Origin of the sequence: Paenibacillus sp. BC26 (assembly GCF_900116125.1) — a bacterium.
GTDB lineage: Bacteria > Bacillota > Bacilli > Paenibacillales > Paenibacillaceae > Paenibacillus_Z > Paenibacillus_Z lignilyticus.
Genome location: NZ_FPAD01000001.1, coordinates 2,124,311 through 2,149,708, shown reverse-complemented (window position 1 = coordinate 2,149,708; position 25,398 = coordinate 2,124,311). Strand labels below are relative to the sequence as shown.

25 protein-coding genes and 1 pseudogene are annotated in these 25,398 nt (G+C 49.0%); 6 read left to right on the top strand and 20 right to left on the bottom strand.

The window, feature by feature from the left end; genetic code table 11:
• Positions 1 to 89: 89 nt before the first annotated feature.
• From BM412_RS09300 to BM412_RS09285, 4 genes are read right to left on the bottom strand one after another with little or no spacing between them, the layout of a single operon-like run.
• Positions 90 to 1,427, bottom strand: coding sequence for a glycoside hydrolase (locus BM412_RS09300; protein ID WP_091216674.1), 1,338 nt, complete (start codon positions 1,425 to 1,427; stop codon positions 90 to 92).
• 17 nt (positions 1,428 to 1,444) lie between these two features.
• On the bottom strand, positions 1,445 to 2,218 hold the full coding sequence (locus BM412_RS09295; RefSeq protein WP_091216671.1) for an SDR family NAD(P)-dependent oxidoreductase: 774 nt from the start codon (positions 2,216 to 2,218) through the stop codon (positions 1,445 to 1,447).
• Between the two features lie 49 nt (positions 2,219 to 2,267).
• A complete protein-coding gene (locus BM412_RS09290; RefSeq protein WP_091216669.1) occupies positions 2,268 to 3,992 on the bottom strand; it encodes a dihydroxy-acid dehydratase in 1,725 nt (574 codons plus the stop codon).
• Between the two features lie 23 nt (positions 3,993 to 4,015).
• Positions 4,016 to 5,326, bottom strand: a complete 1,311-nt coding sequence (locus tag BM412_RS09285; protein WP_218163135.1) for an aspartate aminotransferase family protein — start codon at positions 5,324 to 5,326, stop codon at positions 4,016 to 4,018.
• Positions 5,327 to 5,489: 163 nt separating this feature from the next.
• On the opposite strand from BM412_RS09285, the gene BM412_RS09280 reads away from it, so the two are divergent.
• On the top strand, positions 5,490 to 6,254 hold the full coding sequence (locus tag BM412_RS09280) for an IclR family transcriptional regulator (RefSeq protein WP_177245733.1): 765 nt from the start codon (positions 5,490 to 5,492) through the stop codon (positions 6,252 to 6,254).
• A gap of 46 nt (positions 6,255 to 6,300) precedes the next feature.
• Here BM412_RS09280 and BM412_RS09275 read toward each other — a convergent pair whose 3' ends face one another.
• Positions 6,301 to 6,864, bottom strand: a complete 564-nt coding sequence (locus BM412_RS09275) for a TetR/AcrR family transcriptional regulator (protein ID WP_091216664.1) — start codon at positions 6,862 to 6,864, stop codon at positions 6,301 to 6,303.
• Positions 6,865 to 7,040: 176 nt separating this feature from the next.
• On the opposite strand from BM412_RS09275, the gene BM412_RS09270 reads away from it, so the two are divergent.
• Genes BM412_RS09270 through BM412_RS09260 form a run of 3 tightly spaced genes read left to right on the top strand, consistent with a single transcriptional unit; the run spans position 7,041 to position 10,760 of the window.
• Positions 7,041 to 8,498 carry a spore germination protein gene (locus tag BM412_RS09270; protein WP_091216661.1) on the top strand — a complete coding sequence of 486 codons (1,458 nt, stop codon included), beginning with the start codon at positions 7,041 to 7,043 and terminating at the stop codon, positions 8,496 to 8,498.
• A gap of 11 nt (positions 8,499 to 8,509) precedes the next feature.
• Complete coding sequence (locus BM412_RS09265) at positions 8,510 to 9,649, top strand: Ger(x)C family spore germination protein (RefSeq protein ID WP_177245732.1); 1,140 nt, start codon at positions 8,510 to 8,512, stop codon at positions 9,647 to 9,649.
• A gap of 7 nt (positions 9,650 to 9,656) precedes the next feature.
• Positions 9,657 to 10,760: a GerAB/ArcD/ProY family transporter gene (locus BM412_RS09260; RefSeq protein ID WP_091216656.1), complete on the top strand. Its 1,104-nt coding sequence runs from the start codon at positions 9,657 to 9,659 to the stop codon at positions 10,758 to 10,760.
• A 72-nt stretch (positions 10,761 to 10,832) separates the two neighbouring features.
• On the opposite strand, the gene BM412_RS09255 is transcribed toward BM412_RS09260, so the two are convergent.
• The 8 genes and pseudogenes from BM412_RS09255 to BM412_RS09220 all read right to left on the bottom strand — a co-directional run bounded on the left by BM412_RS09255 (position 10,833) and on the right by BM412_RS09220 (position 16,673).
• Positions 10,833 to 12,143 carry an epoxide hydrolase family protein gene (locus BM412_RS09255; protein ID WP_256256210.1) on the bottom strand — a complete coding sequence of 437 codons (1,311 nt, stop codon included), beginning with the start codon at positions 12,141 to 12,143 and terminating at the stop codon, positions 10,833 to 10,835.
• 123 nt (positions 12,144 to 12,266) lie between these two features.
• Positions 12,267 to 12,896 (bottom strand): TetR/AcrR family transcriptional regulator, encoded by a 630-nt coding sequence (locus BM412_RS09250; protein WP_091216653.1) that lies wholly within the window; start codon positions 12,894 to 12,896, stop codon positions 12,267 to 12,269.
• Between the two features lie 74 nt (positions 12,897 to 12,970).
• Positions 12,971 to 13,669 (bottom strand): SDR family NAD(P)-dependent oxidoreductase, encoded by a 699-nt coding sequence (locus BM412_RS09245; RefSeq protein ID WP_091216650.1) that lies wholly within the window; start codon positions 13,667 to 13,669, stop codon positions 12,971 to 12,973.
• A 453-nt stretch (positions 13,670 to 14,122) separates the two neighbouring features.
• A pseudogene (locus BM412_RS32860) lies at positions 14,123 to 14,455 on the bottom strand (MFS transporter); the annotation flags it as partial.
• On the bottom strand, positions 14,452 to 15,102 hold the full coding sequence (locus BM412_RS09235; protein WP_091216645.1) for an FMN-dependent NADH-azoreductase: 651 nt from the start codon (positions 15,100 to 15,102) through the stop codon (positions 14,452 to 14,454). The pseudogene BM412_RS32860 and the gene BM412_RS09235, both read right to left, overlap by 4 nt.
• A gap of 53 nt (positions 15,103 to 15,155) precedes the next feature.
• Entirely contained in the window at positions 15,156 to 15,614 is a 459-nt protein-coding gene (locus BM412_RS09230) for a cupin domain-containing protein (protein ID WP_091216642.1), read from the bottom strand.
• A 57-nt stretch (positions 15,615 to 15,671) separates the two neighbouring features.
• Entirely contained in the window at positions 15,672 to 16,163 is a 492-nt protein-coding gene (locus tag BM412_RS09225) for a cupin domain-containing protein (RefSeq protein WP_091216639.1), read from the bottom strand.
• A gap of 12 nt (positions 16,164 to 16,175) precedes the next feature.
• Positions 16,176 to 16,673: a cupin domain-containing protein gene (locus BM412_RS09220; RefSeq protein WP_091216636.1), complete on the bottom strand. Its 498-nt coding sequence runs from the start codon at positions 16,671 to 16,673 to the stop codon at positions 16,176 to 16,178.
• Positions 16,674 to 16,900: 227 nt separating this feature from the next.
• Here BM412_RS09220 and BM412_RS09215 point away from each other — a divergent pair, with 227 nt between their 5' ends.
• Positions 16,901 to 17,404 (top strand): RrF2 family transcriptional regulator, encoded by a 504-nt coding sequence (locus BM412_RS09215; RefSeq protein ID WP_091216633.1) that lies wholly within the window; start codon positions 16,901 to 16,903, stop codon positions 17,402 to 17,404.
• Between the two features lie 96 nt (positions 17,405 to 17,500).
• On the opposite strand, the gene BM412_RS09210 is transcribed toward BM412_RS09215, so the two are convergent.
• Positions 17,501 to 18,397: a LysR family transcriptional regulator gene (locus tag BM412_RS09210; RefSeq protein WP_091216631.1), complete on the bottom strand. Its 897-nt coding sequence runs from the start codon at positions 18,395 to 18,397 to the stop codon at positions 17,501 to 17,503.
• A gap of 119 nt (positions 18,398 to 18,516) precedes the next feature.
• Between BM412_RS09210 and BM412_RS09205 the strand changes: the two genes are divergently transcribed.
• Positions 18,517 to 19,704 carry an MFS transporter gene (locus tag BM412_RS09205; RefSeq protein WP_091216628.1) on the top strand — a complete coding sequence of 396 codons (1,188 nt, stop codon included), beginning with the start codon at positions 18,517 to 18,519 and terminating at the stop codon, positions 19,702 to 19,704.
• A gap of 102 nt (positions 19,705 to 19,806) precedes the next feature.
• Here BM412_RS09205 and BM412_RS09200 read toward each other — a convergent pair whose 3' ends face one another.
• The 6 genes from BM412_RS09200 to BM412_RS09170 form a co-directional block, all read right to left on the bottom strand.
• Positions 19,807 to 22,008, bottom strand: a complete 2,202-nt coding sequence (locus tag BM412_RS09200; protein WP_091216625.1) for a protein kinase family protein — start codon at positions 22,006 to 22,008, stop codon at positions 19,807 to 19,809.
• Positions 22,009 to 22,012: 4 nt separating this feature from the next.
• Complete coding sequence (locus tag BM412_RS09195; RefSeq protein WP_143111581.1) at positions 22,013 to 22,759, bottom strand: hypothetical protein; 747 nt, start codon at positions 22,757 to 22,759, stop codon at positions 22,013 to 22,015.
• Between the two features lie 37 nt (positions 22,760 to 22,796).
• Positions 22,797 to 23,627, bottom strand: coding sequence for a vWA domain-containing protein (locus BM412_RS09190; protein ID WP_091216620.1), 831 nt, complete (start codon positions 23,625 to 23,627; stop codon positions 22,797 to 22,799).
• 512 nt (positions 23,628 to 24,139) lie between these two features.
• Positions 24,140 to 24,523: a VOC family protein gene (locus tag BM412_RS09180; RefSeq protein WP_091216615.1), complete on the bottom strand. Its 384-nt coding sequence runs from the start codon at positions 24,521 to 24,523 to the stop codon at positions 24,140 to 24,142.
• A gap of 69 nt (positions 24,524 to 24,592) precedes the next feature.
• On the bottom strand, positions 24,593 to 24,871 hold the full coding sequence (locus tag BM412_RS09175; protein WP_091216612.1) for an ArsR/SmtB family transcription factor: 279 nt from the start codon (positions 24,869 to 24,871) through the stop codon (positions 24,593 to 24,595).
• 113 nt (positions 24,872 to 24,984) lie between these two features.
• Positions 24,985 to 25,278: a DUF3817 domain-containing protein gene (locus BM412_RS09170; protein WP_091216609.1), complete on the bottom strand. Its 294-nt coding sequence runs from the start codon at positions 25,276 to 25,278 to the stop codon at positions 24,985 to 24,987.
• Positions 25,279 to 25,398 lie beyond the last annotated feature (120 nt).

The window sequence follows — 25,398 nt, the reverse complement described above, 5'->3', positions numbered from 1 at the left end:
ACATGAATCTGCCTCCCGGAACTTCTATTACAAGACAAAAAAGCCGCATGTTATGCGACTAAGTTGGTTATTTCACGCATTTTCTATCCTTACTGGCTTTGAGTAAATGTAAAAATCGTCTTTGCCGGGATGAGCGCAGACGCGGTTCCCCTATCGATGGCAATCAGGCCGGCCTTAGCGCAATGCAAGGTTTCATTCGTAAAATAAAGTTCAAACGGTCTACCGGACACTTCACTCAATTGAACGGTTACAGGGTTGTCTGATTGATTCATGCCGACAACCGTCGTGCCGTGGTCGTCATGCCAGAAAGCCGCCGCATGAAGAGAGGATTGCTCGAAATCCAAAGTAACGCGACTGCTACCGGGCTTCACGAACTTAAAAACTTGCTTAGCCGCGTAAAACCGTTTCTTAGGCGTATATTCGCTGCGAGAGCTTCGAATCAACCCATAGAGCGACCAAGCTTTGTCATGGTCATGGTAGTTGTCGTAAGCGTCCCATGCCAGCGCAGCTTGCGCCCCTTCCAGAAGGTAACCGATTAGCCTATGGGTCGAAATCCACGCTACTTCCCACTCATATTCGCCCGTGACGTCCAAATCTCCGTATTCGGTCATCCAGAAACGCGTACGGCCGTCTATGTAACCGCTCATTTGTTCAGGGACGGATTTGACGGAATTGCTGTGGTAATCATGCATGCCGAACACGCCGATTCGGCCATCCAGTTTCCGGCTGCCCATAAGCGCAACGATATAATCCAAACTGAAGAGCGATTGCTCCGCAACGACCAGCTTAACGTCGGACAACCCCCGCCGATCCAAGACATCGACCAGAATCTCCATGCATTTCGCATATTCCTCTGCCGATACGAGAGGTCCTTCCGGCGGCCCTGCATCCGTTTCGTTCAAAGGTCCGAACAACTCGAATTGAATGTTCTCTTCATGGCGCGCCCAATGCAGCATGGACGCCATCATTTCGGAGAACGATTCATAATCTTCGAGCGTCTTGCCGTCACCACCGCACATCCATGCCGGAACGAGTCCGCTCGCGTTCAAGTACGGCTTGATTCCTTTGCTGTTTAAATAACGGGCCATTGCCCAAGCGTCTTGAAACGGCGCGGATCGATAAACCTGCCGGTACGTTGTTTCATTTAGCAACTCTTTATTGCCGCCGCTCGAAGGATCGATCCAATTCGATTGTCCGAATACGTCCAGCCGGTATAGCTCCGCGCCGAGGTCCTGATGCAGCAACTCCATCACGGATTCGAGTTTGCCGTTCTCCCAGTATAAGGGATTGATATTTACGCCGAAGCCGTCGATCGTTTGATGCGTCTCCTCATTGCGAACGATAAGCCGAGCGATATCCAAGACATCGACTTGATTAATTTTGAATTGATTCGCCACTTTATCAGCCTCTTTCTCGTATGCGATCATTTTATTGCCACAAGAGCCTAGATAGCCGCCGATGCTGCTCCGTCTGCGAAAATGCTCGCTCCCGTGACAGCCGTCGATTCATCGGAAGCGAGGAATAACACGACGTTCGCGATTTCTCGGACCGTTGCCATTTTCCCCGTCGGCTGCTGCTGTTTAATAATCGGATAAAGCTTATCCATTCCCCCAAGTTGGACAGCCAATTGCCGGTTCATCTCCGTATCGACCCAACCCGGACAAATGGCGTTGCAGCGAATTCCTTGTTCGGCGAATTCAACCGCGATCGCCTTGGTCAAGCCGATGATACCTGCTTTCGAGGAAGTATAGCCCGTATAATGAGGCTCCGTCAGCGTTGACATAACGGAGGAGGTGTTGATGATCGACCCGCCGCCGCGCTTCAGCATTTCGGGAATCAGTTTTTTGCTGAGCAAGAACATCGCTTTCAAATTAATGTCGATCACTTGGTCCCAGTCTTCTTCCGCATACTCCAGTAAAGGCGCTACGGGCATAATGCCGGCGTTATTGAACAACACATCGATGCCTCCGAACGCTTCTACGCCTGCTTCCCGAATGCGATCGGCCGTCGCTGAGAGCGAGACATCGCCCGGCACATTCACGACTGACGCGCCTCGACTTCGCAGCAGTTCCGCTACTTCCGTCAACCCTTCCTTATTCCGATCAACCAGCACTAGTTTAGCGCCTTCTTCTGCGAAACGCTCTGCCACGCCCCGGCCGATACCGGACGAAGCGCCGGTAATAACCGCGATCTTACCTAATAATCTGCTTCCCGACATTCCAATTGGCCTCCTTCTTAATAGCGACGATTACCGGTTGGCAATCGGATTATCCCCGACCGACCACCGGTTCGACGAACTCGACGTCCTCGGGACGTTCAGGTCTCAAAAAATCCAAGTCGCAGCCTTCGTGTGCTTGAAGCGCGTGCTTCGCGAACAATCTCGGATATCCTCTTGTATGCGCGGAACGCGGCGCAATCCAAGTTTGCCGTCTTCGTTCCATTTCATCGGCATCGATCTCCCATTCAATCCGCCCCCGGTCGACATCCAGTGAAATCCAATCTCCGTCTTGGACGAGGGCTAAAGGACCGCCGACTGCGGCCTCGGGCGATACGTGCAAAATAACGGTTCCGTAACTCGTCCCGCTCATGCGGGCATCGCTGATGCGAACCATATCGGTAACGCCTTCGCGCTGCAATTTGCGTGGAATCGGAATCGCTCCCCACTCCGGCATTCCCATGCCGACGGGGCCGCAGTAACGGAGAATAAGTACCGAATCGGCGTCGACGTCCAGATCTTCAAGGTCCAGCCGGTCGAGCATCTCGACATAATCGTCGAAAACGATCGCTCGACCGCGGTGCCGGAACAGCGCCGGTGTACCCGCAGAACGCTTCATGACGGCGCCGTCCGGGCACAAACTGCCTTTCAGCACGGAAATGCCGGAACGTTCCTTCAACGGTTTCTCCATGCTCCCGATCACTTCCGTTAATCTCGTCTTTGCCGTGCGGTACGTTTCAATGATCGGCTTGCCTAAAGCGGACAGGCAGTCGCCGTCCAGTTTCGGGAGCAGCTCGCGGACGACGGCGGGGAGTCCGCCCGCCCGGTAAGAATCATCCATGCTGTACGCGCCGCTAGGCTGCAAATTCACGATCAGCGGAACGTCTTTCGTCAGTTCAGCGTATTGTTCCAGCTGAATCTTGATGCCCCGTCTGCCTGCGATCGCCGTCAAATGAAGAACGGCGTTCGTCGAGCCTCCAAGCGCGGCCAGCAGCTTGATCGCGTTATGAAACGCAGCTTCCGTCATAAGCTTATCAGGCGTCAATTGCTCGCGGACCATGTCCACGATCCGTCTTCCGGTCGCTTCGGCCGCCGTTTTACGCGCGGCGTGAACGGCGGGAATCGAAGCCGTTCCCGGCAGCATCATCCCGAGCAGCTCGGATACGCTCTTCATCGTCGACGCGGTTCCCATAACCGGACAACCGCCTTGCGTGCAGGAAATGCCCTCTTCCAGCTCCTGTAAATCTTCATGCGTCAGCTTGCCGGCACCGTATTGCTCCATGTAACGCCATAGATCAGTGCCGTAATTTACGGTTGCGCCTCGGAATGTACCTGAAGCCCTATGCCCTGCGGCAAGCTGGAGCGCGGGCAAATTGCAGCTGGCCGCAGCCATGAGTTGGCCCGGCGTCGTTTTGTCGCATTCGCACAGCATGACTAACCCGTCGATCGGCATCGAACGGACCAATTCCTCCACGTCCATCGACATCAGATTGCGGTAAGGCAAATCGGAAGGCTTCATGAAATCGGCCGACGCGGAAATCGTATGCATTTCCATCGGGTACCCGCCGGCGATGACAATACCTCTTTTGACATATTCGACGAGCTCCTTGTGAGGGGCGTTACAGCTGTTGAAGTCGTTCCAGGAGTTGAAAATGCCGATGACGGGCTTCCCGATGAAGGTGTCAGGATCATGCCCGTTCGTACGCATTGCCGACCGGTGCTGAAACCGCGTTTCTACCGATTCGTGCTCGAACCATTTTGCACTTCTTAACATCATCTGGTTTAATCCTCCGGTTCCGGCTATGCTTTCATTTCCTTCAATACGGCTTCCATCGCTTCGAGAGTATCGTCGATGTCTTTGTCCGTATGGGCGTAGCTAATCGAGTTGCGCTTTATATTCATCGGCATTTTGAAAATTCCCCGCTCGATCAGCTTTCTCCTGTAGGTCACGTAAAAATCCGCATCGTTATGCTGCAAATCGGCGTAATGCTTCGGTTCAAATCCCATGAAATACGTCGTCCACACCGATCCGAATCCGGCAACGTACGCTTCGATACCGAGACGGTTCAACATGTCGCGAAGACCGTCTCGCATCCGATCGCCCAGTCGGAAGACATGCTCGTGCACCGGTTCGTTCTCCATCATTTCGATCGTCGCAATCGAAGCGGCTGTTCCGACGGCATGGCCATTGTACGTGCCGGCGAACCATACATCTCCTCCGGGCTGCGTGTTGAAGCGTTGCATATAAACCTTCTTACCGGCAACGGCGGCGATCGGGTAGCCATTGGCCATCGCTTTGCCCATCGTCGTCAAATCAGGCGTGACGCCGGCGACTTTCTGGTAACCGCCGAGGTCATGTCGAAACCCGGTAATGACTTCATCGAAAATGAGCAGCGCGCCGTATTCCGTGCATAGCTGCCGCAACCCCGCTAAAAATCCGGGTTGGGGGAGAATGCATCCGACATTGTGCGGAATCGGCTCTACGATAAGCGCGGCGATCTCGCCTTTGTGCTGCTTGAACGTCTCTTCGACGTTATCCAAGTCGTTGAACGTGCAAACGAGCGTATTGTCGATCGCTTCGTCCATCATGCCGGCGGAGCCGGGATCCCGGGTGCCGATTTTGTCCCAGGCGCTTAGCATGTTGCGGGCGACATAATCATGCCAGCCGTGGTAACAGCCTTGGAATTTGATCAGCTTCGTACGGCCCGTAATCGCCCGCGATAACCGGATCGCGTGGTAGGTCGCCTCCGATCCGGAGTTGCAGAAGAGCACCTGCTCCGCTGAAGGTACGTGTTTATTAATTTTCTTCGCGAGTTGAATTTCAAGATCCGTCGTGCCTACGCCGTACAAATCGGTACGTCCCAGCGCTTCGATGACCTTATTGTTGACATAGGGATGATTGTGGCCGAGGATGAACGGTCCGAACGCCGCTTGGTAATCGATATAGCGGTTGCCGTCCGCGTCCCATACGTACGCACCTTCCGCACGCGAGAAAACGAGGTTTGGTTCGACGTTGCGGATAGATGTATGCACGCCGCCGGGCGAATATAATTTCGCTTCTTCAACCAGTTTTGCGCTTTTCGGATAAGAATTCGTCGAGATGAATGACACTATAATTCCTCCCACATTCAAAATACTGAATCGCAATCAGTATATTGAATATAAAATACGGATATTGGAAGTGTCAATATATTTAGCAGCATCCCCGTGGAATATAGCAATCTATTATGATAATCTAATTACATTGTGCGGAAAGACTGGGAGGATTGACGATTTGAGTACCAAAAAAGACTATTCGGTTCCAGCATTGGAAAAAGCAATTATGATATTGAACGAGATTAGCGTGAAAGGTGAATTATCGATAACGGAAATGCATCTTCGCCTCCAAATTCCGAAATCTACAACTTTCGTTATTTTGAATACGCTAGAGAAACACCATCTTATCGAAAAGGCATACGACGGTAAATTTCGGCTAGGTCCGGCTGTCTTTCAGCTTGGTATGTCGTACACGAGGCAAACCAACCTTCTCGCCGTCGCCCGCCCGCATTTGGAGCGGCTTATCCAAGGAACCCCTTACACGACCCACTTAGCGATACTTATCGACAACCAGCCTGTCTACATAGACAAAGTCGAAGGCGAAGGCTTCGTCCGCTTCGCGACGAAAATCGGCCAGTCTTTACCTTTGCACGCCTCCGGCGTAGGCAAGGCGCTTGCGGCCGGCATGGCGGATGAGGATATCGCCGCAGCGGTCGAACGAAAGCTCGAACCATTGACGGACAAGAGCTACCGGACGGTAGAGCAAGTACTCGAAGACATTCGCGCGGTTCGCAAGCTCGGATATGCCATCGAAGACGAACAGATGGAGGAAGGCATCCGCTGCATCGGGGCGCCGATCTACGGACCGGACGCCAAAGTCATCGCGTCGCTCAGCGTCACGGCGCTCGCCAAGGATTTGCCGATGTTAAGAATCCAACAAGTCGGCGAACGCGTCAAAGAAATCGCTGGCGATATTTCGCGGGATCTTGGCTATGTCACGTAATCAAAAAAGAGACCTCTGTGCACGAATGCATAGAACGGTCTCTTTTTTATACAAGTATGGCTTTCCATGATGCTTCAATCATTTGTTGAATCTGTACTTCGTTTAGTGGATATTTATTCACAAAAAAACCTTTCAAAATCGAAGAAATAATACCGTGGATAAGCTGGTGGCAAAGATGCGCATCCATTTCTTTGATGATGCCCTGCCGCTGGCCATCGACGATCAATTCCTGAACGATTTTACTGGATTGATACTCATCATCCTGATTGCGCAGCACGGGAGCTATGTACGGCGAAAAAGAATAGCTGTCGATAAATAAAAACCTTTTCGGAAAATGCATGCCAAATCGCAGCCTATTCAATTGAAGACACTTAAATCGTTCGTATAGGCTTGCGTTCGCATCGTAACCTTGCAGAAGGTATTCACCCATTTTTGCCCGCGACTCTCTATATACCTCATTCACTAACTCTTCTTTATTCGCGAAATAGTTATAGATGGTGCCCGATCCGACGTTCGCGCGTTTGAATAATTTAGAAAAGGTTACAGACTGCAGCCCCTCTTCGTGAATCAAGTCAAGCGTGGCTGTCATAATATCTTGCTTTTTGCTCATATCCCCACCTCTACCCCTTATTTTATACCCATTTCCTCGATTTCGTACAGGTTCGAACGAAATTTCCAAATTTTTTGGGCCATGTTCGCATTTAACCTAACCACGCTTTCAGTGGTATATTTTTCTATTCATTGCACAAAATAACTGATGATGGAGGGTTGTATACCATATCAATCATGGAGGGTTCAACTGTGTCTAAACTATCCGTTACCCTGCCGATACAGGAGCAAATCCGAAATCGTATGAAGGGCGCCCCTGACTTCGTCATTCGCCCGTTCCCTCTCCGCGGATCTTCGGCATTCACCTGTCTCTATCTATCATCGATCGTGGAATCGGCTCTCGTGGATGAGTTTGTCGTCAAACCCATGCTTGCCGCCGTTCCTCTGGAAGAGGACTCCGATCTTGGCGACCTAGAGTGGTTTCATCGCCACATCCCCTTCGTACAAAACAAAGAATGGACAGATGCCGATGAGGGCATCCGCCTGCTGCTGGAGGGCCAGTGCCTCCTGATTCCGATGCATGTAAACCTCTTCCTGAGCTTTGACGTCAAACGCAGTGACTATCGCAGTGTAACCGAGCCTCAGACGGAAGCCACGGTACGCGGACCGCGGGAAGGTTTCGTCGAAGACATCGGTCGGAATGTGGCACTCATTCGTAAACGACTCAAAAGTGAAAATTTGGTTTTTGAACCGATGACCATCGGAACTAAAACGATGACCAAAGTGTATTTGACCTATTTACCTGAAGTAGCTCCCGCCGGTGTCGTAGAAGAATTCCGCCGCAGGCTGCAAGCCATCCAAACGGACAGCATTCTCGAAAGCTCTTATATGGAAGATTGGATCCAAGACAAGACGTGGTCTCCGTTCCCGCAACTCATCGGGACAGAACGGCCTGACGCGGTTACGGGCAAACTGTTGGACGGACAAGTTGCTCTTCTCACCGACGGCACTCCGATTGCATTGATCGGTCCGGTAACTTTTTTTCAACTCTTCTCTTCACCGGAAGACTACTACCAAAGGCCGGATATCGCCACGCTTTCGCGATGGCTGCGCATGTTCGCATTCATGCTCTCGGTCTTCATCCCTCCTTTGTACATTGCAGTGGTCACATTCCACCAGGAGCTGCTGCCGACTTCGCTCTTGATCAACTTGGCCGCGCAGCGGGAAGCTGTGCCTTTTCCGGCGTTTCTGGAAGCCATGATCATGATGGTCACGTTCGAAATTTTGCGCGAAGCCGGACTTCGGATGCCTCGGATTGCCGGTCAATCTATTTCCATCGTAGGCGCACTCGTACTCGGCATGACTACGGTAGAAGCGGGACTCGTCTCCGCCGCCATGGTCATTGTCGTTTCGATTACGGCCATCTCCAATTTCGTGTCGCCTGTTTATGGCTTCGGAGTTGCGCAGCGGATCCTCCAGTTCGTGTTCATGCTGCTGGCAGGCTTTATGGGGTTATACGGAATCCTGTGCGGGACGTTGTTTGTCTTGATCCATCTAGTCTCTTTGCGTTCCTTCGGAGTGAAATACATGTCTCCCATCGCGCCTTTAATTCTGTCTGACTTCAAAGACACGATTCTGCGCGTTCCTCGGTTCTGGATGAAACGATCACCTCAGATGTTCTCTAGAAAAAAATAGGGGGCCGAACATTGCGAAAATTATGGCTCTTGATCTTACTGGTCGCCTTACTTCTCTGTTCAGGCTGCTGGGACAAGAAGGAAATCAACGAACTGGCAATCGTCACTACATTCGGCATCGACCGGGAACCGTCGACTGGCATGTATGTAGCCTATTACCAAGTAATCAACCCGCCGGCTCTTTCCTCCAGGCAAGGTGGCGGATCCAAGGCGTCGGTTTACACCTACCGTTTCAAGGAATATAGCTTGGGCAGGTTTATGCAGAAAACGTCCACGATGATGCCGCGCTTGCTTTTCACCTCGCATTTGCAGTGCTATATCTTATCCGAAGAGGTAGCCCGTCAAGGAATCATAGATATCCTTAACTACTTGGAAACGACACCCGAATGGCGCATGAATGTTTATCTGTTTGTAACGGATTCCCCTCTTAAGGACGTTATGAACAGCTTTACGACACTCGAAAAGGTGCCCGGACGCCATGCCACTTCGCTTGTCCGCATTTTATCGCGGGGGTCCTTTACGGGAGGCGTAGAGCCGATCCGTGTCAAAGACATCGTGACAGGAATGGAATTCCAACTGCCGACACTCATTCCGATGATTCACTACCGCGGTAAACCGGCGGATACTACGGAGCGAATGGAGCAGATTGACGTCAGCGAACAGGCACCTACCTTTTTTGCGGACAGCGCGGTGTTCTATAAAGGTCGCATGGTAGGACACTTGAACAGTGACAATAAATACTATTATCACATCCTGAACACCAAATATCGGAAATTCACGGAAACGGTTAAAGTAGGCGGAAGCTACGTCGACGTCGAGACGAGTAACGTCCAAGTAAAACGGAAATGGAATCGATCCGCAAATCGTCTCAACATCTTCATTCATGCTGATCTCCGCATATTAAATAACACACAGAATACCAAATTAACATTGGAAAACTTACACATGATCGAAAAGGCTTTTAATCGCGTTGTAGAAGAAAAAGCGAAGAAGATGGTTGTACTGGGAAAGCGAAATAACTGGGATCTGTTGGGCTTGCAGGATGAAGGGGCTACTGCGTCTACTTGGCGGCAGACGTCCGTGAATTTCACGGTCACTTCTGACATTACGACGACCGGCAACAAGAGTGATCCCTATACCAAGGAAGGATGAAAAGCATATGAAACCCATCCGGCTCAGCGCATGGCAGTTTCATTTGATGACGCAAGTCTATGTCATCGGAACTGCATTTATTTTGCTGCCCGGCCCAATCATCTCAAGCGCAAAACAATATGGTTGGGTTGTCGTCCTTTGGGCGACCTTGTATGGGCTGGTGCTTGCTTTCGGCTACTTGTACCTTGCCAAGCTATATCCGGGAAAGACACTTGTCGAGATCGCTTTGCAGGCATTCGGCAAATGGGTTGGCGGCTTCATCTCATTACTGTATATCATCTTTTTCATCCAAATTGCATCGTGGGTTACCCGCGAACTTGGTGATTTCATGCATATTAACCTCATGCCACGCACACCTATTTCTTTTTTCCATATCATGATCTTGCTCGTCAGTGCATACGCCGTGTCGAAGGGGATCGAATCAATCGCCTTGGTGAACGAACTTCTGGTGCCTTACCTCTATTTAGCGTTTTGGGTTCCGATAGTCATCATGCTGCGGGAGTGGAATTGGCGTTATTTTCACGTCTCCTACCCTTTCCAGCTTAGCGATGTCATTATTCAAACCCGATTCGTGTTGGCGTTCCCCTTTATGGAGACAGTGGCGTTCTTGATGTTCATACCGTTCGTGCAGGGAAAAGTGAAAATCCCGTTTATTACGGGAATCGCTTTCTCTGGCTTAATGTTGACGGGGTGCGTTTTTATTTCGATTGGGGTTCTTGGTGTGTATCGCGGGCAAAAATTGGTTTACCCCATCTTTTCGATATTCCGCGAAATGAGATTTACCGGCTTCATTGAGCATTTGGAAGCGATTCTGGCTGTGAATATCGTGCTGGTTGTATGTATTAAGCTGTGCATACTATTTTATTGCGCCGTTTCCGGCGTTTGTCAGTTGTTCAAAATTGAGAAGCGAAACATTGTGATTTATCCAATGGTGTGGATCATTTCCGCGTATTCGTTGCTGTTTATGAATATAGTCGAACTACTCGATTGGGTAAAAAATTATTTGTTCGAATACTACTCCTTATTCGCCGTGGCGTTTCCCGCGCTTTTCATCGTAGCAGCCAAATGGAGAACTACCGGTCGGCTGATGAAGAAGAACGGCTCGGCATGAGTATTCTGGTTATGGGATGCGAAAATAAGCCGCCGAACCAGTCGGCAGCTTAAACGTTGTTCCGGAGCTAAATTAGCGCAGCGACCTCAGTCCATTGCGTAGTTCATCCACAAAAAGCATCGGCTGCTCCCACGCCGCGAAGTGTCCGCCTTTATCGAGCTTATTGTAATAGATGAGATTCGGATACGCCTTTTGGGTCCAGCTCTTCGGCGCTTCATAAACCTCATCCGGAAACACGCTCACAGCAACGGGAAGTTTGACGCCATAAGTGCCAAAGAACGGATATTTATTCTCCCAGTAGAGGCGTGCGGAAGAAATCGGCGTATTCGTCAACCAATAGAGCGTGATGTTGTCTAAGACATCGTCTCGTGAAAGACCCTCTGGTTGCCCGTTGAAAGCTTTAGTAATCATTTCCAAACTTTTCGCATCATGGTCCAGCATAAAGGCAGCCATACCGATTGGCGAATCCGCGAGTCCCGTAAGCGTCTGCGGACGCGTGCCCATCATCAAGGCGTATCCAACATGCTTGTAAAAGAAGTCCAGCTGCTCGCATGCACGTTTTTCTTCGCCTGTTAGATCAGGCGGACAACCCTTGCCAGCTTGAATCGCCTTCTCGATTTCGGAGGGAACGACAAAAGGCAAGTTGGTGTGAATTCCGACCAGACCACTAGGCTGTTGGACACCCATGACCTCCGCTATAATAGCGCCCCAGTCTCCGCCTTGCGCCACATACTTCTTGTACCCCAGACGATTCATCAGCTCTCCATAAGCACGAGCAATGCGATCAGGGCCCCAACCGGTCGTGGTCGGTTTTCCTGAAAAGCCAAAGCCGGGCATCGACGGAATCACGACATCGAAAGCATCCGATGCCTTTCCGCCATAGGCTGTGGGATTGGTCAATGGGTCGATGATCTTCAGCTTCTCGACAATCGAGCCCGGCCATCCGTGCATGATGAGGATTGGCATCGCACCTTCATGCTTCGATCGGACATGGATGAATTGAATGTCCTCCCCATCAATATTGGTAATGAACATCGGCAGAGCGTTCAACTTATCCTCGAATTTGCGCCAATCGTAATCGTTCGCCCAATAATGGGCTAGGTTCTTCATCGTAGCAAGCTGCGTGCCTTGCGTCTGATCCGATACCGTTTCTTTGTCCGGCCATCTTGTCGCAAGTATGCGCTTGCGCAAATCGCTAAGCTCCGACTCCGGAATATGCACCTGAAACGGTCGGATGGCTTTCGAATCCGCTTCGGATTCATGTGGAGCTCTATGCGAGTTCGCGCTAACCGTTTGGCTCATCGAGACTAACGTCGTCAATACCAAGGTTAAGGCCACAAGCATCGCCAAACGAAACCAGATCTTGCAGCTGTTGATATTCAATTGTAGTAACGCTCCTTCAGAGAGTGATTGGATGATCCTTCTCATAAGGTTCCTAGATAAGCCGAATAATTATCCCACAATTGCAAAAAAAAGCCGCGCGAACGCGGCGGCAATGGTGATATGTCAGACGATGAACGTGTGAATATGAGCGATCATGGCGTCCAATACCGCTTCGAGCGGGCTCGTCTCTTTTCGGACTTGAGTTAGAAGAAGGCCTCCCTGAAGCGCAGTCAGAAGCGCCAGCGCGAGATGATTCGGATCCGCATCGGCTCTAAGCTCTCCTCGGTCATACATAGCGCGAAGTCCTCTGCGAATAGCAAGCTCCCACTGCATAAAGCCGGCTACGAGCTCGCTGCGTGCTGCCGGATCTGTATCTGCCAGTGCACTTGCAAGGGAGCCAATCGAACAGCCTCCTTGGAAATGCCGTTCAATCTGAAGCTTCACAATGGCATCGCGCCACATTCGAAGCCCTTCCATACTGTCTAACCGGCTCAGCAGAGGCTCCTGAGCATCCAATACTTGTTCGGTCTGATACACGATGACCGCCAATACGAGATCTCGCTTCTCCTTGAAATAGTGGTACAGCTGCGAGGCACTGACCTTGGCCTCCCGCTGCACGTCTTCCACGCTTGTACCGGCAACGCCGCGATCAAACATCAATTTGGCCGCGGCGGCGACGATACGTGCGCGTGTTTCTTTTCCCTTCTTCGTCAGCCGTTGTTCATTTGTTTTGACTTCCGTTATATTATCCATGCATGTAGTATAACAAAATTGGAATATACAATCCATAAAAGGACTTATAATGTGACGTAAACGAATGGTATAAATTAAACTGCGGTTTGTCCGCCGTCGACGGCAAGATTAGCTCCGTGAATGAAACTGGCACGATCCGTCGCAAGAAAAACGATCGCCTCGGCAATCTCATTCGCAGAAGCAGGGCGGCCGGCCGGCGCTTGGGCAGCAAGTTGATCCAGCCCCTCTCCCATTGCATCCGTTCCTTCGGTTCTCGTAGGACCTGGACTGACGGAATTTACGCGGACACCTTTCGGGCCGTATTCGGCTGCCCACGATTTGGTAAGCAGGCTAACAGCCGCTTTGCTTGAACCATAAAGGCTCATTCCGGACATTCCGTAATCGGCGAGCATCGTCGATATGTTGACGATCGCCCCCTTCCCATTTTCCGCCATCAGCGGCGCCAGTTCGGCGACCAAGAAATATGGAGTTTTGACGTTCAGCGCGTAGACACGTTCAAAATCTTCCTCCGTCGTTTCATGCGTCGGACCAAACGGGAAGACTCCTGCATTGTTGATCAGAATGTCGACTAGTCCGTTACCCAGTTCGACTGCGCGTTTCGCCAGGAGCCTCGCGCTCGACGCGTCGAGAAGATCCGTCTGCACGAATTCTGCCTTTCCTCCCGCTGCACGGATCGCCGCAACTGTCTGTTCGCCACGCTCCTCATTGCGCCCCGCAACCACAACATGAATGCCTTGTGCGGCCAGCTGATTCGCAACTGCCCGACCAACCAATACCGCTTGTTCCTCCCGTAATAAGTGCTGTAGCTTGTTTCGAATTCATATGATTTTATCCCCTTCGATTTTTGGAGTGTTTAATCCATTCTCGTTCGAACCTCATACTAACAATCATTTTTTGGATTGTCAACTCCAAAATAAATAATAAACCTCATTCCGATACCTACAAAGCCGCACAAAAAAACACTAAGGATAGACCCCCAGTGTTTTTTCGGGCTTCGAATTTCGCTGCCTTATCAACTAAGCAACTGTTTTGCTATCCATCTTATCACCCTTGATCATTTTAGCCGCACGCCCAAATTGGACATAATAAAGTGTTGCCATCGCAACGATCAGAACGGCCAGCGTTAAGAAAATATTGCTATATACGAATGTAGTGCTATTGTGAGGAATTGGATTTATGCGAACGGCTGATGTGCCGTAATCCAGAACCTTACCGATTGCAGCCGTCGATGCACCGGCTGCCTGTACAATACGTCCCGCAATGACCATCCAATATTCAATCGCCACTAAACCTGCAATGGATCCAATCGCAAATAACAGCAATCCAAATGTTAACAAACCCTTTAAGCTGTATCTTTCTGATAATTTTCCGTAAGTTACCGAGCCGATTGCATATACGATCATGTAGCCTGTAATCATCCAGCTTACTTGGGAGGGCGTAAGATAAAACTCCTTGCTGATAGTTGGAAGTACAACATTAAACATGTTTGCGCCCATCACAGAGATAATAAGCGTAAAGACCATACTACCAAGCAATAATTCTCCGGTATTCTTTTTCATCCCTGAACCGGTACTTGGGACAAATAGGTCGCGGCTCCCTCAGCTTCTTTATAGGCTTTTTCCAATATTTCATCCCGATTTAGAACAGCTGTCCCTTGAGCCCTGATGATCTGATAATCTTCAACCCCCAGGAATTGGAACATGGATTTGAGATATTTATGAGAAAATTCAACTTCCGTATACCAATCATTATTCGTGTACACGGCTCCGCTTCCTTGGATAACGAGAAGGCTGCGGCCGTCCTTCAGCAGCCCTACCGAACCATTCTCCGTATATTTGAACGTCTCGCGAGGGATCAGGATGTTATCCATATAATCTTTGAGTTTGGATGAAATATTGAAGTTATGCAGCGGCATTGCGATGACATACTTATTAGCGCTTTTAAACTGTTGCAATACCTCAGCCATGCGCGAAGTCACTTTCTGTTCTTCGGCGGTAATCGTCTCGCCTTTCGCCAGCTTGTCCCAAGCGCTCAGTACCGTTTGATCGACCGCGGGTACTTCTTCGCTGTATAGATTAATTTGTTCGATGCTCGCACTTGGATTCAGTTCCTTGTAGGTTTTCACAAAATGTTGAAGAACATTCGAACTGATCGAAGAAGCGGATTCTACTTTCGGATGGGCATTGATGATAAGCATTTTATTCATATCGAATCTCTCCCTTATGATGGTCTCTTGCGGATTTAATGCGTTATAGCTTGTTAGCCCAACGAGATACCGATAGAAGCATTATCGTCGGGGGTGCCAAGCCAATAACCGTAAGCTAGCGCTACTGTAACGAAATGCATTAACACTTCCGGTGCAGGCGGACCCGGTGGTACCGTATCGGCGGGACGCCCGATTTCATTAAAAAACTCTCCCATTTTCACAGTCGATGCGACTAACAAGGTTACGGTTTCATTCGTGGAATTTCGCCAAGCGTGCTTTACGTTCCCCGGAATATCAATCGTATCTCCTGCCATAACCGTTCTCCAGCTGTCTTCTATGAAAGCTTCGAGCTCGCCCGAAAGTACGACAAAAGTTTCGCGATCATCATGACTGTGAACAGGAACGATAACGCCTGGCGGAACCTCAGCCTTCATAAGGGAATAGTCCCTATTTTCCGACAAATCCGTTAACAGTTGAATACGTGGTCCCATGACATCCAAGAGTGCTGACATAATTATTTCCTCCTAATGGTTCTTTGATGATTTGAAATGGATATGAAGTTGGCGATGTTATTTATGAAGTGGCGGTCCCACGATAAGTACGTGAAAGGTTTTACATGCTTCTTCCATTTGGTCTAACGGCAACCCGTTTATTGACTGCCAAAAGGCTTCTTCTCCTCCGGGAGTAAACATGATCTGTACATGTAACCGAGAGTCGCCAAAATTAGCGAAAGCATGAGGCGTTCCTTTCGGAATAGTGACGATATCTCCCACTTCCGCATTGAACTCTGCTCCATTCACATGAAATCGAGCCTTTCCTTCCAGGATTCGGAATATTTCGTCCGTCCTCTGATGAATGTGAAGCATAGGTCCATACGGCGGCTCATTCTTCGGGTCCATAATGACTTCAATTAAGGAGTAGGTTCCATTGGTATCTTCGCCTTTTACCCGAATTCTGTACCTTTCTCCGGGAGTGTGGATCAACTCGATCCACTCCGATTCCTCGTTCTGTCGGAAAACGGCATGCAGATCTACTACAGGTTGTTCATGATGTGTTGTCACGATGTTAGGCCCTCATTTATTTTCAAGTGGCGGTCCCGTGAAGATGACCTGATATTTGGTTCTGGACAGTTCGATGATTTCGTCGATTGTTTTACCGACACAATCCTGGAATGCAAGCTCATCTCCCGCGGGAGTAAACGTAATCTGCAAATGCAGCGGCGTTTCCAAGTCAAAATTAGCGAAAGTGTGCGCTGTACCCTTTGGAACGACAACGATATCGCCCGCTCCCGCATCGATTTCTTTGCCGTCCAAATAGAATCGCGCTCTTCCCGCAATGACGCGGAATATCTCGTCGGTTCTTTCATGAATATGAATAGGCGGTCCGTACGATGAACCATAGGAAGAATCCTTTACCAGATCCAAAATGGAGTATGCGCCATTCGTATCTTCGCCCTTGACGCGAATACAAATCCGTTCTCCCGGCACGTGTTCCACTTGTTGCCATTCGATTTCTTCATTCCGGTGGGAAATAGCTGTACGTTCCGTTGCTGCTTCTGGATGCTTGTTCATGCAGTCTAACCTCCGTTACTTCTGTTCTCTTTGTTGTCGTTAATCGTCGATAATGTTTATCGCCTATAAACATTGTCTATAATATAGCGGTTAACATTCGGCTTGTCAATCGACCGGACAGCGCATTTCCACTTACAAATTCCGCCAAGCCTCGATTGACAAGGGTTATGAATCCACCTAAGATGTTAGTATTAAGTTTTGAGTTCGTTCAGAAAGCAGGTGTTTGCATGCAGTACAGTATAGGTGTTGAATATGCGCTGCATTGCTTGGTATATTTAATCGATACTCCGTCTGATGCGACTATAGGGATTAAAGAGCTCTCTGCGTTTCAAGGCATTTCGGAAACCTATCTGTCCAAGATTTTCGGGAAATTGACGAAGGCAGGTATCGTTCGTTCCGTACCCGGGGTAAAGGGCGGCTATAAATTAGCCAAGCCTCCTGCGGAAATCTCCTTTTGGGATGTCGTTGAAGCCGTAGAAGGCAAGTCCCCTATTTTTCAATGCAAAAATATTAAGGACAACAGTTATCTGTGCCGTGACGAGGAGTATGCGGCATGCACCAGAGCCACTCCCTGCGTCATTAACTTAACGATGCGCGATGCCGAGGAAACCATGCGTAATCATCTCCGGAATAAGTCGTTGATTTGGCTGAACGAAGAGCTTGATCGCGTGCTGACTCCGAAGGCTCGCCAAGAGACGCGCGACTATTTTGCTCAAGGCATCGGCGGTTAATCTTTTCTCGAGGATCCACCAAACAAAAAATCACAGCCGCATACGGCTGTGATTTTTGCTGTTTATGAGATTGTATTCTGCACGGGATTGCTCAATTTAATGGCCTGTTTGGTCTGCTTGGTTTCTGGACTCGAAATATTCGATAACCACATCGCGAAATTCCATAGCAGCCGGTGATATATAGCGACTCTTGTGCCACAGTAATGCGATTTTCCGCACCACTTCGTGAGTCTCTACCTGGAGATATTTGATTTGTGCGCGCTCATTCCTTGCCGTGCTTGGGATAAAGGCTAGGCCGATTTCGGCTTCCACCAGATTGACCAGCCTTGCCGGTTCATCCCCTTCGTACACGTAATGAGGTGCAAATCCAAGCGATTTACAAACCTCGTCTATTAAATCACGGGTACCATAGCCGACTTTCACCCCGACAAAACATTCATTTCGCAGCTCAGTCAACGATACGCTGCTGCGATCCGCAAGCCGATGCCCCATCGGAACGGCGACAAGGATGGGATCGATATATACGATTTGACATTCGATGTCATCCCGTTCGACAGGAGGCGAGGACAAACAATAATCCACTTCTCCTCTCTCCAGAAGCATGATCATCTCCTGCGTGGTCAGCATTTGCACGTGAAATTGAATATTGGGCCGCTTTTTCCGAAATTCCCTAAGGATACTCGGTAACACGCTTGCGCTGGTTACCCCTAATTCAAGCGTGCCATGATCGGGGCTGGATAATTCGCTAAGCTCCAGTTTCCCCTGTTCCAATTCGAACAAAGCCCTCTCTGCGCGTCGAAGAAACCTTCTTCCGAACTCATTTAATTGCAGCTTCCTGCCTACCCGATCGAATAGTGAAACCCCCAAATCTTCCTCCAGGCGTTGAATCGTTTTGCTTAATGACGATTGCGTAACATGCAGTGTCCGGGCAGCTTCGGTTACATGTTCAGAACGAGCCACCGCCAGAAAATAGTGCAGCTGAAGAAGTTCCATTATTCCACGCTCCATTCATTACTTCCAGTCAATGAGATTATAGCATGCAATGCGTTGGAATAAATAATTGAGATCAAGTATGATGATGACATTAAATTTTCATTGGGGGACTGCACATCATGAATCGTAAACTCATTCTTTATATTGTTGCGTTTGCCGCATTTCTTGGGCCGTTTACGCAAACCATTTATACCCCGGTGCTGCCCGAGGTTGCCAGTGAACTCCACTCCACCTCATTCGTCGTAAACTTGACGATTTCAGTGTTCACCTTATTTCTTGCCATCATGCAGATGATCTATGGTCCGCTCACGGATTCAAAGGGGCGCCGCAAAGTCATTCTTTTCGGAATAACCCTATATGTTATCGCTTCGGTCGGATGTTTTTTCTCCGCAAACATAGAGCTGCTTATCGTCTTCCGAGCGTTGCAGGCTATCGGAATCGCAGCGGGATCCGTCGTTGCCGTTACGGTCATCAGCGACTTGTTCGATGGAAAAGAGCGGGGACAAGCGATGGGGACCTTTCAAATGTTGGTTTCGCTCGGACCCGTGCTCGGACCTGTCATCGGCGGCTTTTTAAGCGGAATGTTTCATTTTCACTCCGTGTTTCTCGCTCTTGCAGCAACAGGCATGCTTGTGCTGATTTTCAACTACCTTTACTTGAAGGAAACGAAGCCGGACAACGTCGAAGCCGGACGTTTTCAGCTAAGGGATTTTGCAATGATTCTTCAGAATCGCATCGGATCGTCCATTATGTATCTTGGTTTTATTCAGTACTATGTGTTTTACGATTTTCTAGTGTTCCTGCCGAGCATCTTAAGCGATCGCTACGGCTTGTCGGCCGAGCAGAAGGGACTTGTCTTTCTGCCGATGTCGCTTGGCATCGTCGTTGGCAGTTATTTAGGCGGGAAGATCCAAGCACGAATGGATGGCGAAAAGCTGATCGTTCTGACGACTTATCTTAATGCAATTTCCGTCTTGTTCTTCCTTATCTTTTATTCATTTTCATTAGGTTGGCTGCTGGCCGGCATTATCCTCTTCGGCTTATCGCTCGGGTTCTCGCTTCCTGTGCAGACGACGCTGCTTACAAGCGCTTTTACGAAAAACCGTGCAACCGCCGTTGGCGCCTATAACTTTTTCCGATACATGGGTATGGCTTTCAGTCCGATCGTAGGCAGCCCGCTCTACCGTATCGGCGGTAATTACTTGTTGTTTGGTTTTATCATTATCGTTTATCTGGCTTTTGCCTTACTGTTGTCGCGGCGTATACTTGGATCACATGCAAATAGTCCCTCCCTTGAAAAGGGATGAATTTAGACCGATGGGTATAACATAATTACAAAGAACAGCAAAAAAACGTCCTACTATAGGACGTTTTTTGACGTCGACATCACGAGTTTGGTCCCCAGTGATTTACCTGTGAAACAGGAACACTTTCTTTACGTAGCCTACAAAATGAACATTCTTGTACGATGCCATTTGTTTGTTTAGTTTGTGATACTCCTCAAGTTTATCTGAATGCCGTTTACCTCGTTCATCGATTCGCCTATCAAAGTGATGAAGCTCGTTCATAAGGCGGATTTTGGCAGCTTCCACTTCCTTCCTTAAGGAATCCAGTTCTGGAAGATGAGTCTGCTTAATCATATCCAACCTATCCTGTACATCGGCTATATAGGTTTGTTCCGCATCATTTAGTGTTGACTTCCGATCTTTAAACTTCAACGAAATGGCGGAGATTTCTGTACGAGGAAGAACCGGAGGAATTTTTGTTCGATACCTGCGTTCGATTTTTCTTTTCCAGTCGACCAGCGCTTTCGCTTGAGAACGGCTCATGCCTACATGAACCGAACCGCCGTTTGTTAAAATCAAATAGGCTTTGTCGATTTGTTTGCGGCCATAGGACTGATTGATCGTAATGTCCAGGAAATCAGCCGGCGTACGAATACCGTTCTTTCTTAAACGGCGTTTTGTCTCATCATCGATTTCCGATATCGTTTCCTGGCTAATCTTATGTTTGATTATCTGCTCTTCCAACCATTTTTTTTGGAATGCGGCCAGTTTGCTTGAGAGCTCCGTTTTTTCCTCTTGGTCAATGCTCCTTCTTTCGCCAACTAATCCGCTTAAAAATTGATGAAGCTCCTTCTCCACCGCTTCTGTTTCTTGCCTTTCCCGATAAACCGCTTCCTCGAGCTTCTGCACGCAATCGTTTAACAATTCCTCTTCAATTTGACTAAAATTACGCTTAATTTCGTTTAATTCGTTCATTTCACTTTGCAATAGAGATAGGTCAAGCTCCAGCCGCTTCATACTATCGTTCGTCGCTCTCTTCTCCCGGACGACGGGGATCTTCCCATATCTCCAATTCAAAAAAACGATCTCCGTTCCAACACCTAGTATCGAACTGAAGAGCAGCGCTGAGACAGGGGCACTATTGTACAAAATAGTTCCGGCTGACGCTGTTGCAAGTAGAATCAGGTAGGAAATGAAGTTTTCCCACATGAGGAGGTACGTTGATTGCTGCTTATGCGGCGCCGCTTCCAACGTAATATGGTCCAAGACCCACGACGCTCCACCGGAATACGAAGTTTCTGGCAGGGAAATAGCAAGAGCCATTCGCGGCATCCGCTTTACATGACGATTATAGAAAGCGGTCAGTGAAGTTTTAAACGAAGTCGTCTTAGAGAACGCCGAGATATATAGACTTGAAGGCTGCGTCGTCTTCTCTTCCGGTTCGGGATCGGGGAGTCTCGGCACCTCCGGAACTCCAATTGAAACGAATGCGCGAAGGGAGTTAGCTGACTTTCGTACTGTTTCGTCTTCCATACGCGCCAGTAATTCGAAAGCACGTGATGCTTCGGGACGAACAAAATCTTTCCGTCGAAACAGGAGACTTTCCTCCAGCTCTCCCGCTTCAAGCGAATGCCATAATGAAGAATCGGCACAAACGGCCGTGATCGATATCCATACAACCCACGCCGAAAAGTGATCGATATAGGGGCCGAAATGCCCTTCATTCCTTCCCGGGTGTTGATAGTTTCGATGACCTAGCTCATGGCTTGGCATGCCGTCTAAACCGGGTACGTACATCCCGTCGTAGTCGATCAGAATGATTTCATCATTGTCGATCAAAATATTTCCATGCTGAAAGTCGCCATGTCCGATATTGGCAGTGCGCAGTGCGCGGGTCATTATGATCCATTTATCGGAGAGTTCTTGCAGCAGGTCGGAACGATGCAAATTCCGACCCATGTAATCGAGCAGCGACTCTCCCTCCACCCATTGCATTTTCACGACCGGAAACCACTGACCGTTTATATTAACGCCTTCGGAAAGGTATTCGAATGGGACGAGGTACGGGAGAGGATTGGAACGTAAATGCAAACTGATAGCATTGTAACGGATCTTCTGATCTTTTACATTGTTGGTGAAGCACCGGACCGCCCACTCTCGTTCCCCGCACTTCAGTTTGTACACGGTGGCGAAGCTTCCCGAAATCGGACGGGGCAAACCCAGCTTATCCAATTCCGGTAAGCCAGCCTGCAGCTCTGGATCCTTAAAGCAGATTCGCGGATTTTGAATGGCTTCCCTATAATCCTGCGGAGTGGGCCAGTACATCGCCTCACTTCCCTTTTACCAGTTTTAGACGAATGAATGTTACGTCATCGTTCCTTAGATAGAAACGGCCTTCACCGTGAGTCCGTCGTCTTTCTTCATGCACGAGATGATTAAAGTCACTCTCGCCGGCCAGCTTATGAATAAGCCTCATCACGCTGCAATCTTCCTTGTAGCGAGTAATCAGCCAACAAGCGAGGGCATCGGTCATCAGCCAGAACTCGTCTCCTGCTTCGGCGGTACCGATCCAGCTGTGAACAAACGCTTTAAGCTGGCCATTGTTAGCTGTGTTACTGGAGATGAGAATAGGTCGACGCAGAAACTCATCGACATTGCTTAGTGGAAATGAACCGAGCATCGAATCCCCTCGAACATGAAAAATGCAGCTGTCGCCGACCGCTATCGCGTCAAATGCCGCAGACTCGGCATCTATCGGATATCGGAATGTAATCCCTGCTAATGTGGAAAACGCTCCGCTGCTCAGTTTCTCTTGCGCATACCAAGGGAGATTTTTGCCGTTGGTTTTTTTCTGCCAAGCTTTCGATAACGGGGACACTGATTTATGGATCTGCATAGCGCCGATTCTGCCAAAGCAATAACCGCTTACGAGCAAATTCGCCCACAGTTCTGCATAGGAGGACTCACTGGCCCCATCCGCTATCGCGAATCTACAGATTGTCGTCTCCTTGTTCACATGTGTGCTGTTATGGGAGGCATCCTCGTATTCATCGCTGCGATTTCCTGCCTTCGGCAATCTAAAAGTTTCGTGTTCGATTCGCATAACTCACGCCCTACCGAAGATTTGCCGGACGCGTACCGATATCAAGCGCCTGGATCACGAGCGTTAAATCCGCATTGAGCACGAAACCTCTCGCTCCATCGGTAAGACTCAAATCGTATTCCTGATTAGCGACTTGGATCATAAAAGGCGTCAACGGACTTGAGCCTTCGTAAAGCACTCTGGAATACGCGTCAGGCAGCGCATCCGCGGTTTCCGGAAAGCGGAGCTCGACCGCGCTCGGACTATCGGTAATGTGCAGGTTGAATAGCAGTACATTTCCGTCATCGGTCGATAACGTTCTCAATTGTTCCATATCAAGGGTCGGATCGCCGTCGGTCGATTCTCCGTCCGTGATATGAATGACAACCGGCGGAAAACAATGCGAGTACTCACTGATCCATTGAGTCAGTACGGTCTGAGCCGTTCTGACCGCCTCGCACATCGGCGTGCCTCCGTTTGAGATCGGCTCAAACCAAACCGGGAACTTGACGAGTTGGTCAACCAACCCTCCTGCCCCATCGGGTACTTTTTTCAGACGTTTATCCAGCTTTGACGGGTTATCGGCAATTTCGCTGATCGGCACCACTTCTCTCCCCGCTAAAACACCTCCGAACGCCGGCCCGACACCGGCGCCATAGCCAATTACGCCAACATGATAGTAATCGCGAATTCCCTCCGACTTCGCGCACTTGATAACGAGATTTTGCAATAACCGGTTGATGGCGTCTGAAACGCTCTCGGCCTTGGTGCTTGCCCCGAACGGATCGGACATAGATCCGGATTGGTCGATAATAAATAAAATACACGACGGATTCGATCGACTGATTTCAGCTGAATACATGTGCTCACCCCTCACAATAGGTACATGCTTATACCTATTCCAACAGGGACAAAGTATTGCCAATAAAAAAGAAGCTGGCGCAGATGGACTGCGACAACTTCTTAGTTTAGGGGATTTATTTTATTATCCATTTGGTAATTCCGGCCAAATTTGCTTTCCGAATCGATCTCTCGGTGCAAATCCTATTTCTGATTTTTTCTGATTCTGGTGAATACCAGGAGCCCCGCGATCAACATGGCGATGTAGCCAATGTTTTGGGCTGGCTCGGCTTCCATTCCCAGCACCATGCAAAGATTCGTAACCAAACTCTTAGTTAAGAGAGCAACCGCGATCAGCATGATGGGACGAATAATATTGAACCTGTTCAAATGTGTCACCCTTTCGTATGAGTCTGTTTATTGACGCTTCCCAATTAGTCATTACTTGTACGAAATATAGGGTATATGGTTTCGTTTCAATTATACATAAACAAAGCTGCCGAACGAGTGCCGGCAGCTTGTTACGTTGGCCAGTTACTTCTGAATCATCTGAATTAAGTTGCCACATGTATCATCAAAGACAGCTATTGTGATCTCGCCCATTTTTGTCGGCTTCATTGTAAAATTGACGCCGTTGTCCAATAATTGCTTGTATTCTTTATGAATATCTGCAACTCCAAACATTGTGGCTGGGATGCCGTCAGCAAATAACTTCTTTTGATACTCTTTGGCGGCAGGATGATCATTCGGTTCGAGAATAAGCTCGGTCCCTTCTTGCTCATCGGATGAAACAAGAGCGATCCACCTGAATTTCCCCATGGGAATGTCATGCTTTTTTACAAAGCCCAGCATTTCTGTATAAAACGCCAATGCCTTATCTTGATCTTGAACGAAAAGACTGGTAACTATGATTTTCATCGCTTTTTCTGCCTCCTATAATATTGCAATGTCGGTGCTCTGTAACAAGCCAGCAGTCTTGGATTAGATTTACTCTATCCATCCCTTGAGCAGATCTTTCAATGGTTCGTTATTGAAAACAACTACGCGGAATTTCCCTTTTTTTTCCGATTTGATCAACCCGGCTTCTTCCAGTACAGAAAGATGTTTAGCAATCGCCTGTCTCGTAATGGCAAGGTTGTGCTTCGTAATGAGTCGGACCGTAAGTTCATATAACGTTTGCTCGTTGCGTTCCGATAGTTCGTCTAACATAAGCCGCCTAGTCGAATCGCCAAGTGCTTTGAATATAGTGTCTCTGTCCCATTTCATAGGTCGATTATAAGCAACCCTGAGGTTGCTTGTCAATTATGCCCGTTAGCATAACAAAAAAAAGAACCGCCATTTTCAGCAGTCCCACTAATTAGTTACCTTAGCCAGTAAATCTATTTTTTTCGCAGCAATTGGCGGTCCAGCAAGAAATTCCCGAGCGGAAGAAAGGCAGCACCCAACGCGAAAAGCACTTTGCCTATAGACCAACGATGAGCGAACGTCACATGTGCAACCGCCAACAGATAGAGCACGAAGAACAATCCATGTAACGAGCCGACCACACTCACGGCTTCCGGCAGATCAGCGGCGTACTTCAGCGGCATTGCAATGCACAGCAAGATGATGTACGAGAGCCCCTCCAAGAGGGTAATAATACGCAAACGGCCCATTGTTGTAGTGAACTGCATGAACTTCGACCTCCTAGTTCGACCCGATCTGGGACGAGATTGTCTAAATACAGTATACAATGGTGTTCATGTCCTGCCCAATGAACATATTGTTACACGCCAACAGGCAATGCCTGGCTT